At 72.3% G+C, this 15684-nt stretch carries 13 protein-coding genes; 6 read left to right on the top strand and 7 right to left on the bottom strand.

Features of this window, described 5'->3' with window-relative positions:
• Positions 1–6 precede the first annotated feature (6 nt).
• Entirely contained in the window at positions 7–1458 is a 1452-nt protein-coding gene (locus AB0N17_RS12340; protein WP_366011161.1) for an NCS2 family permease, read from the bottom strand.
• A 162-nt stretch (positions 1459–1620) separates the two neighbouring features.
• Between AB0N17_RS12340 and AB0N17_RS12335 the strand changes: the two genes are divergently transcribed.
• Entirely contained in the window at positions 1621–1884 is a 264-nt protein-coding gene (locus tag AB0N17_RS12335; RefSeq protein WP_366011160.1) for a DUF2530 domain-containing protein, read from the top strand.
• 82 nt (positions 1885–1966) lie between these two features.
• Positions 1967–4363, top strand: a complete 2397-nt coding sequence (locus AB0N17_RS12330) for an HAD-IC family P-type ATPase (protein WP_366011159.1) — start codon at positions 1967–1969, stop codon at positions 4361–4363.
• Between the two features lie 3 nt (positions 4364–4366).
• On the opposite strand, the gene AB0N17_RS12325 is transcribed toward AB0N17_RS12330, so the two are convergent.
• The 5 genes from AB0N17_RS12325 to AB0N17_RS12305 form a co-directional block, all read right to left on the bottom strand.
• Complete coding sequence (locus tag AB0N17_RS12325; RefSeq protein ID WP_366011158.1) at positions 4367–5197, bottom strand: hypothetical protein; 831 nt, start codon at positions 5195–5197, stop codon at positions 4367–4369.
• Between the two features lie 216 nt (positions 5198–5413).
• Positions 5414–6322: a hypothetical protein gene (locus AB0N17_RS12320; protein ID WP_366011157.1), complete on the bottom strand. Its 909-nt coding sequence runs from the start codon at positions 6320–6322 to the stop codon at positions 5414–5416.
• A 42-nt stretch (positions 6323–6364) separates the two neighbouring features.
• The gene (locus AB0N17_RS12315) at positions 6365–6487 is read right to left on the bottom strand and encodes a hypothetical protein (RefSeq protein ID WP_366011156.1); all 123 of its coding nucleotides are present in this window, start codon (positions 6485–6487) and stop codon (positions 6365–6367) included.
• Between the two features lie 113 nt (positions 6488–6600).
• The gene (locus AB0N17_RS12310) at positions 6601–9729 is read right to left on the bottom strand and encodes a molecular chaperone Hsp90 (protein ID WP_366011155.1); all 3129 of its coding nucleotides are present in this window, start codon (positions 9727–9729) and stop codon (positions 6601–6603) included.
• Between the two features lie 317 nt (positions 9730–10046).
• Positions 10047–10973, bottom strand: coding sequence for a DUF3027 domain-containing protein (locus AB0N17_RS12305; protein WP_366011154.1), 927 nt, complete (start codon positions 10971–10973; stop codon positions 10047–10049).
• A 391-nt stretch (positions 10974–11364) separates the two neighbouring features.
• On the opposite strand from AB0N17_RS12305, the gene AB0N17_RS12300 reads away from it, so the two are divergent.
• From AB0N17_RS12300 to AB0N17_RS12285, 4 genes are all read left to right on the top strand, one after another.
• Complete coding sequence (locus tag AB0N17_RS12300; RefSeq protein WP_366011153.1) at positions 11365–12759, top strand: MFS transporter; 1395 nt, start codon at positions 11365–11367, stop codon at positions 12757–12759.
• Between the two features lie 414 nt (positions 12760–13173).
• Positions 13174–13671, top strand: coding sequence for a DUF2771 domain-containing protein (locus AB0N17_RS12295; protein WP_366011152.1), 498 nt, complete (start codon positions 13174–13176; stop codon positions 13669–13671).
• Positions 13672–13694: 23 nt separating this feature from the next.
• Positions 13695–14393 carry a futalosine hydrolase gene (locus AB0N17_RS12290; protein ID WP_366011151.1) on the top strand — a complete coding sequence of 233 codons (699 nt, stop codon included), beginning with the start codon at positions 13695–13697 and terminating at the stop codon, positions 14391–14393.
• Complete coding sequence (locus AB0N17_RS12285) at positions 14380–15261, top strand: 1,4-dihydroxy-6-naphthoate synthase (RefSeq protein WP_366011150.1); 882 nt, start codon at positions 14380–14382, stop codon at positions 15259–15261. Before AB0N17_RS12290 ends, AB0N17_RS12285 begins: the two co-directional genes overlap by 14 nt.
• A gap of 3 nt (positions 15262–15264) precedes the next feature.
• Here the strand turns inward: AB0N17_RS12285 and AB0N17_RS12280 are convergent, their stop codons facing one another.
• The gene (locus AB0N17_RS12280) at positions 15265–15648 is read right to left on the bottom strand and encodes a cold-shock protein (protein WP_366011149.1); all 384 of its coding nucleotides are present in this window, start codon (positions 15646–15648) and stop codon (positions 15265–15267) included.
• Between the last annotated feature and the right edge of the window lie 36 nt (positions 15649–15684).

Below are 15684 nucleotides of genomic sequence, written 5' to 3'. Positions count from 1 at the left end.
AAGGGCTCAGGTCAGGCCCAGGGCCGGCATCAGGTAGTAGAAGGCGAACACCGCCGAGACGACGTACATCGCCGCCGGGATCTCCCGGGCCCGGCCGGCGGCCAGGCGCAGCACCGTGAAGGTGATGAAGCCCATGCCGATGCCGTTGGTGATCGAGTAGGTGAACGGCATCATCAGCATCGTCACGAAGGCCGGCATGGCGATCGTGTAGTCCGCCCAGTCGATCTCCTTGATGGAGTTCGACAGGATCAGGAAGCCCACCGCGACCAGGGCCGGGGTGGCCGCCTGGGACGGGACCATCGTGGCGACCGGGGTGAGGAACAGCGCCACCGCGAAGAGGCCGCCGGTGACGACGTTCGCGAGGCCCGTGCGGGCGCCCTCGCCGACACCGGCCGTGGACTCCACGAAGGCGGTGGTGGCCGAGGAGGAGCTGGCGCCGCCCGCCGCGACCGCCAGGCCGTCGACGAACAGGACCTTGTTGATGCCCGGCATGTAGCCCTCGGCGTCGGTCAGCTTGGCCTCGTCGCTGACGCCCATGATCGTGCCCATCGCGTCGAAGAAGCACGACAGCAGGACCGTGAAGACGAACAGGATGCCGGTCAGCAGGCCGACCTTGGAGAAACCGCCGAACAGGCTGACCTGGCCGACCAGGCCGAAGTCGGGGGTGGAGACCGGGTTGCCGGGCCACTTCGGGACGGTCAGGCCCCAGGCGGAGACGTGCGCGACCGAGTTGATGATCACGGCGAGGACCGTCATGCCGACGATCGAGATCAGGATCGCGCCCGGCGTCTTGCGGACGATCAGCGCGAAGGTCAGCAGGGTGCCCAGGATGAAGATCAGCACCGGCCAGCCGTGCAGGTGGCCGCCCACGCCGAGCTGGAGCGGGACGGTGGTCTGGGCGGCGTCCGGCATCCGGGTGACGAAGCCGGAGTCGACCAGGCCGATCAGCATGATGAACAGGCCGATACCGATCGAGATGGCCTTGCGCAGTCCGAACGGCACCGCGTTCATCACGCGCTCGCGCAGCCCCGTGGCGACCAGCAGCATCACCACGAAACCGGCCAGTACGACCATGCCCATGGCGTCCGGCCAGGACATCCGGGGCGCCAGCTGGAGCGCGACGACGGAGTTCACACCGAGCCCGGCGGCGAGCGCGATCGGGACGTTGCCGATGACACCCATCAGCAGGGTGGTGAAGGCGGCCGTCAGCGCGGTCGCGGTCACCAGCTGGCCGTTGTCCAGGTGGTGCCCGTACATGTCCTTCGCGCTGCTGAGGATGATCGGGTTCAGCACGATGATGTACGCCATCGCGAAGAAGGTGGCGAGACCGCCGCGGATCTCCCGGGCGACGGAGCTGCCGCGCTCGGAGATCTTGAAGTAGCGGTCGAAGGCGCCCTGGGCGGGCGCACCGCCCGGCTTTTCGGGGGTGGGGACCTTGGCGGGTGCCGAGGTGGACATGGAAGACCTCATCACCGACGGGGTTCCCCCGAGTCCCGTTGGAGTTTCATACGAGCAGAAGTGGTCAAAGACAAACGGTTTCAGTATGAACGTATGAGTGCTAGATCGCTATCTCCGCGCGTAGAACGAACGTCCGGGCGATCGCCTCGTAAGCTGTGCCGCATGGCCAAATGGACCCCGAAGCACGAGGCGCCGGAACCCCTGGAGGGGCCCGTGGTCGCCACCATCACCGGCGGCACGATCGTGTGGTTCGTGCTCTTCCTGGTCCAGCTGCCCTTCTACGGCTGGTTCCGGGACCACCACCACCTGTGGTGGCTGTGGACCTGCCTGGCCGGAGGCGGGCTGGGGCTGATCGGCGTCTGGTACGTCCGCAAGCGGGACGCGGCCATCAAGCGGGACGCCGCGCTGCGGGCGGCGGTCGAGTAGCTCCGCCGGCCCGGCCGGGCCCCAGGGGGTTCCGCGGGACACGGGTGGGCGGGTGGACAAATCGGCACGTACCGTCGATGACATGACCCACATAGACGCGGGCGCCGAACTCGACCCTGTGCATCCTGTGGCTCTGCCCAGGTCGCCGTCGGCCGGACTGACCCCGGCCGAGGTCGCGGAACGCGTCGCGCGGGGCCAGGTCAACGACGTGCCGGTGCGCAGCAGCCGGTCGCTGGGGGAGATCGTCCGGGCGAACGTCCTCACCCGGTTCAACGCGATCATCGGCGTGCTCTGGCTGATCATGCTGTGCGTCGCGCCGATCCAGGACAACCTGTTCGGCTTCGTGATCCTCGCCAACACCGGCATCGGCATCGTCCAGGAGTGGCGGGCCAAACAGACGTTGGACTCGCTCGCGGTGATCGGGGAGGTCCGGCCGACCGTGCGCCGGGACGGCAGAGCCACCGAGGTCGCCACCCACGAGATCGTCCTGGACGACGTCCTCGAGATCGGGCCCGGCGACAGAGTCGTCGTCGACGGGGTGTGCGCCGAGGCCGAGGGTCTCGAGATCGACGAGTCGCTGCTCACCGGCGAGGCCGACCCCGTCGTCAAACGCCGCGGCGACCCGGTGCTCTCCGGCAGCTTCGTCGTCGCGGGCGGCGGCGCCTTCAAGGCGACCAAGGTCGGCCGCGAGGCCTACGCGGCCCAGCTCGCCGAGGAGGCGTCCCGCTTCACCCTGGTCCACTCCGAGCTGCGCACCGGCATCTCCACGATCCTGAAGTACGTCACCTGGATGATGGTCCCGGCCGCGATCGGTCTCGTCGTCACCCAGCTCGTGGCGAAGAACAACGGCTTCAAGGACGCCGTCGCCCGCACGGTCGGCGGGATCATCCCCATGGTCCCGGAGGGCCTGGTGCTCCTCACCTCCGTCGCCTTCGCCATCGGCGTCATCCGGCTGGGCCGCAGACAGTGCCTGGTGCAGGAGCTGCCCGCGATCGAGGGGCTGGCCCGCGTGGACACCGTCTGCCTGGACAAGACCGGCACGCTCACCGAGGGCGGCATGGACGTCACCGAGCTGCGGCCGCTGGGCGGCGCCGACGAGACCTACGTACGCAAGGTGCTCGGCTGCCTCGGCGAGTCCGACCCCCGCCCGAACGCCTCCCTCCAGGCGATCATCGACGCCTATCCCGACAGCGAGGACTGGCGCTGCGTCGAGTCGCTGCCCTTCTCCTCGGCCCGCAAGTACAGCGGGGCCGCGTTCAGCGAGGGCGACGGCGAGACCAGCACCTGGCTGCTGGGCGCCCCCGACGTCCTGCTCGCCCCCGGTGACCCGGCCCTGGCCGAGACCGAGCGGCTGAACGAGCAGGGGCTGCGCGTCCTGCTGCTGGCCCGCGCGACCCGCGACCTGGACGCCGCCGAACCGGCCCGGAGCGCCACGCCCACCGCCCTCGTGGTCCTGGAACAGCGGCTGCGGCCGGACGCGGCGGACACCCTGCGCTACTTCGCCGAGCAGGACGTCCGCGCCAAGGTCATCTCCGGCGACAACGCGGTATCGGTCGGCGCGGTCGCCGCCAAGCTGGGCCTGGAGGGTACGGCCGCGGACGCGCGGCACCTGCCCGGCGACCGGGCCGGGATGGCCGGGGCGCTGGACGCCGGGACCGTGTTCGGGCGGGTCACCCCGCGGCAGAAGCGGGACATGGTCGGCGCGCTGCAGTCGCACGGGCACACGGTCGCGATGACCGGCGACGGCGTGAACGACGTGCTGGCGCTGAAGGACGCCGACATCGGTGTGGCCATGGGCTCGGGCTCGGAGGCGACCCGCGCGGTGGCCCAGATCGTGCTGCTCGACAACAGCTTCGCCGGCCTGCCCGCGGTGGTCGGCGAGGGCCGCCGGGTGATCGGCAACATCACGCGCGTGGCGACCCTGTTCCTGGTGAAGACGGTCTACTCGGTGCTGCTGGCGGTGCTGGTGGTGTGCTGGCGGGTGGAGTACCCCTTCCTGCCCCGGCACCTGACCCTGCTCTCCACCCTCACCATCGGCGTGCCGGCCTTCTTCCTGGCCCTCGCGCCCAACACGGAGCGGGCCAGACCGCACTTCGTGCGCCGGGTGATGCGGTACGCGATCCCCGGCGGAGTGGTGGCCGGGGCCGCGACCTTCGTGACGTACCTGGTCGCCCGGCACTACTACACGGGGCCGGGACAGCTGGACGCGGAGACCAGCGCGGCCACCCTGACCCTCTTCCTGGTCTCCCTGTGGATCCTGGCGATCATCGCCCGGCCCTACACCTGGTGGCGCCTGGCCCTGGTGGCCGCGATGGGCGTGGCCTTCCTGCTGGTCCTCGCCGTCCCGGCCCTGCAGGAGTTCTTCGCGCTGAAGCTGGTGGGTGTCACGATGCCGTGGACGGCGGTCGGGATCGCGGTGGTGGCGGCGGCCGCCCTGGAGTTCCTGTGGACGTGGGTCGGCCGCCGCTTCTCCGACTAGGTGTTACCGCACGTCGACGTAGTCGCCCGTGGCGCTGACCGCCGGGGTGGTCGAGGTGCCCGCGAAGCTGAAGCGCCAGTAGCCGTCGGAGCCCGCGGTGGTGGTGGTCTTCAGGTTGCCGGACGAGTCCGTGGTCACCGTCTTGATCGTGGTGTAGGTGCTCGTGCCGGCCTTGCGGAACTGGAGCTTGACCGGCTGGCCGGTGTAGCCGTGGTACCCGTGGTCCTCCCAGTTGGCCCGGGAGAGCTTGCCGGTGATGGTGAGGGTCTTGCCCTTGGCGACCGGCTCGGGGCCCGCGTCGGCCGTCAGCTTGGAGTAGCGCTGCACCAGGGTGGTACCGAGGCCGCTCTGGTCCTTGTAGCCGACCTTGCTCAGGTCGGGGTTGTTCTGGTCCTGCCCGTTGAAGGCGACGGCCTCGGCGCCCACGTTCCAGCCGCCGGCCCAGGCGTTCTGCAGGTCGCCGTCGGCCGGGTAGATGTCGACGGTGCCCTTGCAGGTGGCCGTCGTGGACGAGGTGGCGGTGCAGGTCGCCGGGTTGTCGCCGTACAGCTCGGGCGCCGAGTCGCTGTAGGAGCCGTGGTAGAGGAAGGCGTCCGTGTAGAAGTCCTTCGCGGCGATGTTCACGTCGGAGCCGTGGGTCAGCGTGTACGAGTACGAGGCGCTGACCTCGCTGGTGGTACCGACCTTGATCGCCGTGGCGACGGAGACCTTCGAGAAGCTGACGTTCAGCGTGTACGGGGTGCCCGAGTCGCCTACGGCCTGAGCGGCCGGGACTGCGAGGGCGGAGAGGGCCAGGGCGCCGGAGACGGCGGCCACGGTGGCACGGATGCGCATGCGTTCCCCTGGAGGGAGAAGTGATCGTGGAGTCGGTTGACTCACGCGATCAGATCCGCGAGGCACGGCGCCGGTTGTACGGCAAGAGCGGTTCCCGGCCAGATTTGGGGAGCGGATTGCCAGGCCGTGGCACAAGTGAGAAGAAACGTTCCGGCCCCGGAGGCGGCGGGCGCGTCCGGGGCCGGAGCGGTACCGAGCGGTACCGCGAGGTGCGGCTTACTGCACGTCGACGAAGTCACCCGTGGCGTTGACCGCCGGGGTGGTCGTGGTGCCCGCGAAGGAGTAGCGGAAGTAGCCGTCGACCGTCGCCGTGGTCGTCGTCTTCAGGTTGCCCGTGGAGTCCGTCTTGATGGTCTTCAGCGTGGTGTAGGTGCTGGAGCTCTTCTTGCGGAACTGCAGCTTCACGGCCTGGCCGGTGTAGCCGCGGTACGTGCTGTCGTCCCAGTTGGCGCGGGACAGCTTGCCGGTGACCGTGATGGTCCTGCCCTTCTTCACGGGCTCCGGGGAGGCGTTGACCGTCAGCTTCGAGTAGCGCTGCAGCTTGAAGGAGTTGGTCGGGTCCTTCACGGCCACACCGACGTTGTCCAGGTTCGGGTTCTCCGGGTCCTCGCCGTTGAAGGCGACGGCGAAGGCGGCGGCCTTCCAGGAGCCGGCGTCCTCGTTCAGCAGCTCGATCGGGTCGATCGCGACGGTGGCCTTGCAGGAGGCGACGGTCGCGGACGAGTCCGTGCACTTGGCGTTGTCGCTGTCGAAGGACCAGTTCGAGTCCTCGAACGAGGCGCCGCGGTACAGCTCGACCGCCGCGAAGAAGTCCGAGGCGTGGATGTTCACGTCCCCGGCGTGCGTCAGCGTGAAGGACACCGGCACCTTGACGATGTTGGTGGTGCCGACGGCGATGTCCTTGCCGTTGTTGACCTTGACGCCCGAGAAGCTCGCGTCGAGGACGTACGGCGTACCCGAAACGGTGGCCGTGTAGGCCGACTTGTGCTGGAGGCTGTGAGCGGCCTTGCTCGCCGGGCTCTCCGCGGCGACCCGCGCCTGGCCGTCGGCGTGTGCGGCCGGCAGGGCGAGAGCGGAGAGGGCCAGGGCGCCGGAGACGGCGGCCACAGTGGCACGAATGCGCATGTACGTTCCCTCAGTGGTAGTGGGGATGAACCGGCGGTGCGCTTACTTCACGTCGACGAGGTCGTCCGTGGCGCGCTGGAAGTAGGGGGGCGTCCAGCCGATCTTCACGGTGCCGACGCAGGTGGAGGCGGCCGTCTCGCCGGTGGCGGAGGCTCGGATACGCATGTGTTCCCCTGCGTGCGTAGTGATCGAGGAGTCGGCTGACTCCGAGGGATCAGACTCGGCACGCAGGGGAACGGTTGTACGGAAGTTGAAAGTTTTGCAAGGGAAGCGCGGAGCTAGTCGAACCAGCGGTCCCGGGCCAGCTCCTCCGTGCGGGACGGGTCCTCCAGCAGCGCGGCCACCTCGAACCGCCGCGGCCACTGCCCCGCCGCCCACGCCAGCCCCGCGGCGACGCCCTCCAGGGTGGCCGCGTGCAGCACCCCGTCGTCGGTCAGCCGCCAGTCGATCTCCACGCCGTCCACGACCAGTTCCTCGTGCTCGACGTACGTCTCGGGCGTCCGCGGCCCCAGCAGCACCCGCACCGGCTCCGGTACGTCGTGCTCGGTGCCCTCGGAGTGCACCTCACCGGTGACGGACTCGCTCAGCCGCCGCACCTGGAACAGCTCGGCCAACTCCGCGGCCCGGGACGGGCGCACGGGCAGCAGCGGCACCCCGGAGGTGAACGGCAGCAGGTCGGGCGAGTCGACCACGACCGCCTCGGCGGCGTCCACCACCTCCACCCGCCCGTCGACCACGGCCCGCAGCTCCTCCGGCAGTGTCACCTGCTCCGGATCCAGCTCGGCCGACGCCCCGTACAGCCCGTGCAGCTGGCCGGGCGTCACCGACCGCCCGGGGTCCGCCAGCCGGTCCAGCAGCTCGGCCGCACCCCCGGGCTCGTCCAGCAGCGCCGCGACCGACGTCCGCACCCCGAGCGCCCGCAGCACCTGTTCGTCCTCGAACCCGGTCGCGTCGGCCTCGTCGTACAGCCCGCGCAGCAGCGGATCCCCGCCGGCCGCGAGCAGACCGGCCGGGCGACGGCCGTCCAGCACCGGGTGCCCGCGCAGCCACCACGCGGTGTACGGCCGGACCACCTCGTGCGTGCCGTCGTGCAGCAGGACGCGGACCGGCTGGGTGAGGGCGTCCCGCAGCGGTGGCCGGGCCAGCATGGAGAGCGCCTCGGGCCAGTGGTCGTCGTCCACCAGATCCAGGTCCCGCACGGCGACCAGCTCCGTCGCGACCGGCGGGACGGGGCTGTCCGGGAACCGGTCGAGGATGTCCTCGCACCACACGTCCACGGCGTCCAGCAGCCCGGCGTCGTCGGGCTCGGCGAAGTCGCCCTCGCGGGGCTCCAGCTCGTCCGGGTCGAGGACGACGTCGGTGGCCCGGACGAGCGCGAAGTCCGCGAGCACCCCGCACGCGGTCAGCGGCTGCTCACCCCACTTCTCCGCCAGGTCGGCGTCCACGGCGGCCAGTTCACCCTCGCGGATGACCCGGGCGAAGGGGCTGCCGGGGAAGACCAGCTCACCGGCGGGGGCCGGCTCCCCGTCCTCGTCGAGCAGCGCCAGCGCACCCAGCCACGGCTCGTCCCCCGGCTCCAGCCCCGCGTCGCGCACCAGCCCGAGGACGGTGTCGGCCAACTCCTCGGCGTCCGGCGCGTCCTCCTCCCAGCCGATCCCGCCGTCCTCGTCCAGCGAGGCGGCGACGGCGGCCCGCACCTGCGGGGTGGTCAGCACCGCGCGCGGGGTGGCGGGCAGCGCGCCCAGCTTCTCCAGCAGCGGATGCACGGCGTCCTCGTGGGCGACCTTCAGCCCGAGCCGCCCGAGCACGTCGGCGTCGAGCCGCGCCCCGTCCGGGGTGGGCAGCAGCACCTGCCGCGGCCCGATCGTGGTCCTTCTGTCCGCCAGGGGAACGGGCAGCCCGGACAGCCGGTCGGGATCGACCCCGGCGAGGCTGTCGTACAGCCGCCACCACCAGCCCGGCTCCTTCTCCAGCCCGGCGAGCCGGTCGACGGCGTCGGCGAGCGGCAGCCGCGCGACCCCGAGGGTGCGCAGCTCGACGCGCCGTTCCAGACCGGCGGGCAGCAGGGTGGGCAGCACCTCGGCGAGGACCCGCACGGTGCCCGCCCCGGCGCCTTCGACGACCTCCGCGTCCCGGGGCCGCAGCACCTCCGGAAGGTCGTCGTCCCCCTCGGGCTCGACGGCCGGGGGCAGGAAGGCGGTGCGCGGCAACCGCTCCAGGATCGCCTGCCGCAGCGCCCCGTCCAGCTCGCCCTTGCCGAGCGGCCCGGGCACGAGGTCGATGATCCCCTCCGTCACCGGCCGCCAGTCGGCGAGGAGTTCGGTGTACGCGTCGGCCGCGCGCTGCACCAGGAAGCCGGTGAGCGGCCCGGGGGCCGTGTGCCGGCGGGTGGTGTCGAGCGGGAAGGAGGCGATGAGGAGGGCCGGGACACCGAGGGGTTCGTCGCTCGGGGTGGGCGCGTGCACGACGGGGCTGGTACGGGGCCGCACCGGGCGCCCTTCCGCGTCCTCGGGGACGGCCCAGGTCACCGACCAGTGCGGGCGCAGCCGCTCCTCCACGGGCCGGTCGGCGAGGAGGTCGGGGGTGAGGGGGCCGTGCGCGGAGACGGTGCGCCACCGGGTGGTGCCGGTGCGCGAGTCCTCCACGACGGTGACGGAGCCCTCGGTGCGCCGGAGCAGGGTGCGGGCCGCACCGCCGTCGACCTCGATCACGACCTCCTCGAGCCCGGGAAGGGCGAGGAGCAGGGCGTCGTCGACGGCGTCCAGCAGCCGCTCGGCGAGGTCGGCGGCGGCGGTGTCCCTGAGCGGCAGGATCACGGCGGTGTCGTACGGCTCCGGAGCGGTGCCCTCGGCGGCGAACGGCAGCCGCAGCAGCGGCACATGCCCGTCCCGCCGCCGGACCTCGTCCCCGAGCCCCGGGCTGTGCCGGGCGACGTCGGCGGCCAGCTCCCGCGCCTCGGCGAGGGACCAGCGGACGCCCCCGTGCCGCCCGACGATCGCGGGCTCGTCGGTCACGGCGAGTACGGCGGCGAACCCGACCCCGAACCGGCCCACGGCCCCGTGGGTGGCCTCGGCGTCCCGCTTGGCCGAGGCCCGCAGCGTGGACAGCGACTCCACCCCGGTCGCGTCCAGCGGGGCGCCGGTGTTCGCGGCGACGAGAACTCCGTCACGAAGGGTGAGCCGCAACCGGCCGGGCACCTTCGCGCGCGCGGCGGCGTCGGCGGCGTTCTGGGCGAGCTCGACGACGAGCCGGTCCCGGTAGCCGCCGAGGACCAGGTCCTCCTCGGCGTTGGCGTCCTCACGGAACCGGGCGGGGCTGGTGGCCCAGGCGTCGAGGACACCGCGACGCAGACGGGCCGTCCCGAAGGGATCGGCGCCCTCGGCCGCCGGCCGCACGTACTTGCTCACGTTCACTCTCCTCATCTCCGTGAGCACGAAGGTACAGCGACGACGACCCCCCTTCGCCCCAGGAGGCCCGCTCACGACGGGCCGCCCCACTCGCGGCGCGGCAGGCCGCCCCACTCGCGGCCGGGTGGGCAGATGAGCAAATGGCAGATCCGTTCCACACCCCTGCGTGGCCGGCCGGTCGTGATCCCGGGTCTCCGACCACCGAGGTGGAACAGATCTGCCATTTCCCCCTCTCCATCAACCGCCACGTGACGGCCGGGCGTTGGTGGGGGGCGGGGGCGAAGGGCGGGGGTGAGGGGCGCGGGGCGCCCCTCGGGTCAGGAGTGGCCGAGTTCCGCCGTCTCCTCGTCGCCCGCCTCCGGGACCGAGCCCGAGTCGCGGGCGGGGCGGAGCGGGAAGGGGTCCACCCGGGTCTCGTCGACGACCGGCGGGGCCGGCTGGGGCGGCTTCGGCATGACCGCCGCCTCCGAGTGACCGCCGCAGCCGTAGGAGAGGGCGACCACGCGGCCGTCGGCCGGGGAGAACTCGTTGGCGCAGACACCGAACGCCTGGCCCAGCGAGCCGCCGATGGGGTTCAGGAAGCCGCAGCTCACACAGGTGGCCGGGGCCGCCTGGGCCATCGCGGTCTTGGGGCCGAAGGCCTCCTCCCAGCGGTCGGCCGCGACATGCAGGCCGTAGCGGGAGAGCACCCGGGCGCGGCGCATGCCCAGCTCCTCGGCGACGGCCGCGATCGAGCCCCGGGAGGGCGTCGTGGGCTGGACGGCGGGGGCGCCGGGAGTGACGTCGGCGTCCTCGGCCTCGGCCAGTTCCGCCATCTCCTCGGACACCGCCGAGCTCGGCACCGGCTGGTCCTCGCCCGTGTAGCCGGGTTCCAGGCGCAGGTCGTCCTGGTCGGTGGGGAGCAGGTCGCCGGGGCCCATGTCGCCGGGGCGCAGCCGCTCGCTCCACGGGACCCACTCGGGGGCGAGGAGGGCGTCGGGGCCGGGGAGGAGGACCACCTCGTCGAGCGTGACGATCTTGGCTCGGGATGCACGGGCCACGGTGGCGGCCCAGCGCCAGCCGCGGTAGCCCAGTTCCTTGCACTCGAAGAAGTGCGTGACAACGCGGTCGCCCTCCGAGACGAGGCCGACATGCTCGCCGACCACGCCGGGGGCGGCGGCCTCCTCGGCGGCGGCGCGGGCGAGGTCGACGGCCTCGGCGCACAGGCGGTCGGGGGTGCGGCTTCGCGTTGTCGCTGCGCTCACGGGTATCGCTTCTCTCCTACGCCGTCTCGTCGAGTGCGGCTGCCTCCGGCGGTGAAGCGGACGGAGCGGACCTGGGGGCCGCATCGACGTCCGCGTCCGATCGCGCTCGGGCGCACCTCTGCCATCCATTCTGCGTTATGGCTGAGATAGGCACGCTACACCGAACGAGATTCGTCACCGCCACGCGGCGGCTTTTCCCACCCGCCCATCGGCCCCGGCAACCGGTGGCCGGGCGCCCCACGCGGGGCATGCGACCGGAAGACGGCGACTTCGGAGGAGACTCGGCCGACCGGGGGTGGCGGGGTGGGCTGCCGCGGCCGCGGGGGCCGTATGGCTTTGTTCGGCGGCATACGCGCCGGAACCGCACTATCCACCGCCTTCTCGGGGCACTATGAACGGCGTGGCAGCCTCGGGGAAGGTGAGCGGTCGGGGTGGCGCGGGCGGTGCCGTCCGTGCCGTCGGCCGTGCCCTGCACTTTCCCGTCACCGGAGCCGCCCGCGGCATCCGCCGGGTCACGCACGCGCACGGCGCCGGCGAGTCCGGCCTCGGCAAGCTGATCGAGCTGCACGCGGTGAACGGCGCCGGCGACGTCATGGTCACCGTGGCGCTCGCCTCGACGGTGTTCTTCTCGGTGCCGACCGACGAGGCGCGCGGGCGCGTCGCCCTCTACCTCGCCATCACCATGGCGCCCTTCACCGTCCTCGCCCCCGTCATCGGCCCCCTCCTGGACCGGCTGCCGCACGGGCGGCGGGCCGCCATGGCCGCGGCCATGCTGGCGCGGGCGCTGCTCTCCCTGGTCATCTCGGGGGCGGTGGCGACCGGGAGCCTGGAGCTGTATCCCGCCGCGCTCGGGGTGCTGGTGGCGTCGAAGGCGTACGGGGTGGTGCGCAGTGCCGTCGTACCGCGGCTGCTGCCGCCCCGGTTCTCGCTCGTGAAGGCCAACTCCCGGGTCACCCTCGCCGGGCTGCTGGCCACCGGCGTGGCCGCGCCGATCGCGGCGGGGCTGCACCGGCTCGGCGATCCCTGGCCGCTCTACGGCGCCTTCGTGATCTTCGTCGCGGGAACGCTCCTGTCGTTCTCGCTGCCGCCCATCGTGGACTCGGCCAAGGGCGAGGACGTGGCGCTGCTCGCGGCCGACGAGCGGCATCTGCACGGTTCACAGCGCAGGAAACAGCAGGTGAAGCGGCCGGGGCTGCGGACCGTCGGCCCCGCGGTCACCCACGCGCTCGGCGCCAACGCCGCCCTGCGCTGCCTGTCCGGCTTCCTGATCTTCTTCCTCGCCTTCCTGCTGCGCGAACACCCGCTGACCGGGGAGAGCGCGGCGGTGTCCCTGGGGATAGTGGGGGTGGCGGCGGGTGCGGGGAACGCGCTGGGGACGGCCGTCGGGGCGTGGCTGAGGTCGCGCGCTCCGGAGGTCATCATCGTGGCCGTCGTCGCGGTGGTGCTCGGGACGGCGATCGTGGCGGCCCTGTTCTTCGGGGCCTTGCTGGTGGCCTGTCTCGCCGCCGTCGCCGGGTTCGCGCAGGCACTGGCCAAACTGGCGCTGGACGCGCTGATCCAGCGGGACGTGCCGGAGCTGGTGCGCACCTCGGCGTTCGCGCGCTCGGAGACGCTGCTGCAGGTGGCGTGGGTGTTCGGGGGCGCGGTGGGCATCGTGATGCCGCTCAACGGCACGGTCGGCCTGCTGGTGGGCGCCGCGTTCGTGGCCGTCGGCTGGCTGACCACACTGAAGGGGCTGCTGGCATCGGCCCGACACGGCGGCCACCCCCGGGCCCGCGTGGCCTGAGACACCCGAGCCGTTCGCCCGTCCCAGGCCCCGCGCGGCCTGCCGGAACGAACCCGCTTCCCGGCCGAGGCCGCGAACGCGAACGGGTTGCCCCAGCGGACCCCGGTCGCCGGTCCCCGGGGCGAGGACACGTACAGCCTGCCCCAGCGAAAGACCCGCCGACTCGGAGCCCCGCAATGCCCACCCCGACGGAAGACCCGTCGGCTTCGAACCCCCACGGCCCACCCCCACGGAACACCCACCGACTCCGAACCCCCCACGGCCGCCCCGGCAGGAGTGCCGCCCCGGCGGAGGCCCGGGCGGGACGCCGTGGGCCGGTGCCGTCTCCCCGCCGGCGGCGCGAGTGGCGTAACGAAGCGGGCACGCCGCACCCCACGTGGGCGGACGGCTCGGGGCGCCCGATAGCCTTCGGACATGACCACGCTGCCCCGCGGCGAAGCCGCTGATCTCCACCGCGCTGTGCGACGCCGCCGTGCCGTCGCCGCCGCCGGCGCCGTTACCGCCGGACTGCTCGTCCTGTCGGCCTGCGAGAAGCCGACGCCCGTCGCGACGGTCACCGTCGGCCGGGACTCGGTCAGCTCCGAGGCCCTCTGCTACAACGACGGCGATGCGCTGGACGCCAAGGCGCTGACGAAGTGCGTCAAGAACGTCGGCGACAGCAAGTCGATCAAGGTGGGCCAGGACCAGACGGTCCGCATCGGTGTCGACCCGAAGGTCGCGGACGCCGGCTGGGTCCTGCTGGTGAACGGCCAGCAGTTCACCGACGTCAGCAACGAGACGTACCGCACCATCCCGAGCAGCGCGTTCTTCAACTCCCAGTACGGCACCCAGGGCAACACCAACACGCTCTCGATCCGGATGGGCGAGAAGGCCAACAAGGGCCTGTGGTCGTTCAAGCTGAAGAAGGCCTGATCACGCCTTCCGTACGCGTCCTCGTGGCCACCGCGGTCCCGGTCGAACGGGACGCGGTGGCACAGGCGTTCCCCGGCGGCGGCACCCAGGTACGGCTGCCGGGCGCGCTCCTGTGGCGTACGGCCGCGGGCTGCGACCTGCTCGCCGCCGGGGTCGGGCCGGCCCTCGCCGGTGCCTCCACCGCCACCGCCCTCACCGCCGCCGCCCTCGGGAACGCTCCGTACGACCTGGTCGTCTCGGCCGGGATCGGCGGCGGCTTCGCGCCCGACGCGCCCGTCGGCTCGCTCGTCGTGGCCGACGCGGTCACCGTGGCCGACCTGGGCGCCGCGACCGCCGACGGCTTCCTCCCGGTCACCGAACTGGGCTTCGGCACCGTCACCCACACCCCGCCCCCCTCCCTCGTCCGGGTCGCGGCCCAGGCCACCGGCGCCCGGGCCGGCACCGTCCTCACCGTCTCCACCGTCACCGGCACCGCCGCCCGCGCCGCCGAGCTGCGCGCCCGGCACCCGCGTGCGCTCGCCGAGGGCATGGAGGGGTTCGGCGTGGCGGAGGCGGCCGGTGCGCACGGGCTGCCCGTCCTGGAGATCCGCGCGATCTCCAACCCGGTCGGTCCCCGCGACCGCGCCGCCTGGCGCATCGGTGACGCCCTCGCCGCCCTCACCGAGGCCTTCGGGAAGCTCGCCCCCGCATTGGAGAGTTGGAACCCCCATGACGACCAGTGAGACGACCAGTGAGTCCACCGGTGAGCAGCGGTCCTACCGGATCGCGTACTCGCCCTGCCCGAACGACACCTTCGTCTTCGACGCACTCGCCCACGGCCGCGTCCCCGGCGCCCCCGCGCTGGACGTGACCTTCGCCGACATCGACATCACCAACGGCATGGCCGAGCGCGGCGAGTTCGACGTGCTGAAGGTGTCGTACGCCGTCCTGCCGTACGTCCTCGACGAGTACGCGCTGCTGCCGTGCGGGGGCGCGCTGGGACGTGGCTGCGGGCCGCTGGTGCTCACGCGGGAGCCCGAGACCGATCTGACGGGCCGTACGGTCGCGGTCCCGAGCGAGAAGTCCACGGCCTACCTGCTGTTCCGCCTCTGGGCGGCCGACACCCTCCCCGGCGGGGTCGGCGAGATCGTGGTCATGCCGTTCCACGAGATCATGCCGGCCGTGCGGGACGGCAAGGTGGACGCCGGACTGGTCATCCACGAGGCCCGGTTCACCTACCGGAACTACGGGCTGCACAAGCTCGCCGACATGGGCGAGCACTGGGAGCACACCACCGGGCTGCCGATCCCGCTGGGCGCGATCATCGCCAAGCGGGCGCTGGGGACCGCCGAGCTGACCCGGCTCTCCGACGCCGTCCACGCCTCCGTACACGCCGCCTGGGACGACCCCGAGGCCTCGCGGCCGTACGTCATGCAGCACGCCCAGGAGATGGATCCGGCCGTCGCCGACCAGCACATCGGCCTGTACGTCAACGAGTTCACGTCCGCCCTCGGCGAGGACGGGTACGCGGCGATCCGGGGACTGCTCACACGCGCGGCGGCCGAGGGGCTGGTACCGCCCCTCGGCCCGGATGCACTGCGTTTTCCCTGAGGATCACACGTCCAGCTGATCGGCGACCGCGCGCAGCAGGCCCGCGATCTTCTTGCCGGCGGCCTTGTCCGGATAGCGGCCCCGCTCCAGATTCGGCGTGATGTTCTCGAGCAGGGTCGTCAAATCCTGGACGATCGACGCCAGCTCGTCCGGCTTCTTGCGCTGGGCCGCGGCGACCGACGGCGCCGGGTCGAGCACGGTCACCGAAAGCGCCTGGTCACCGCGCTGACCGGCGACGACGCCGAACTCCACGCGCTGTCCCGGCTTGAGTACATCGACTCCGGCGGGGAGAACCGAGGAATGGACGAAGACGTCACCGCCGTCGTCGCGGGAGAGAAAGCCGAAGCCCTTCTCACTGTTGAACCATTTGACACGCCCGGTCGGCACCGTCTGTCCTCGTCCTCGTACTCGTTGGGGAAACTG

This window comes from Streptomyces sp. NPDC051133, from assembly GCF_040682635.1.
Taxonomy (GTDB): Bacteria; Actinomycetota; Actinomycetes; order Streptomycetales; family Streptomycetaceae; genus Streptomyces.
Note: the sequence above shows the minus strand (reverse complement) of the source record. Positions and strands in the feature narration are given on the sequence as shown.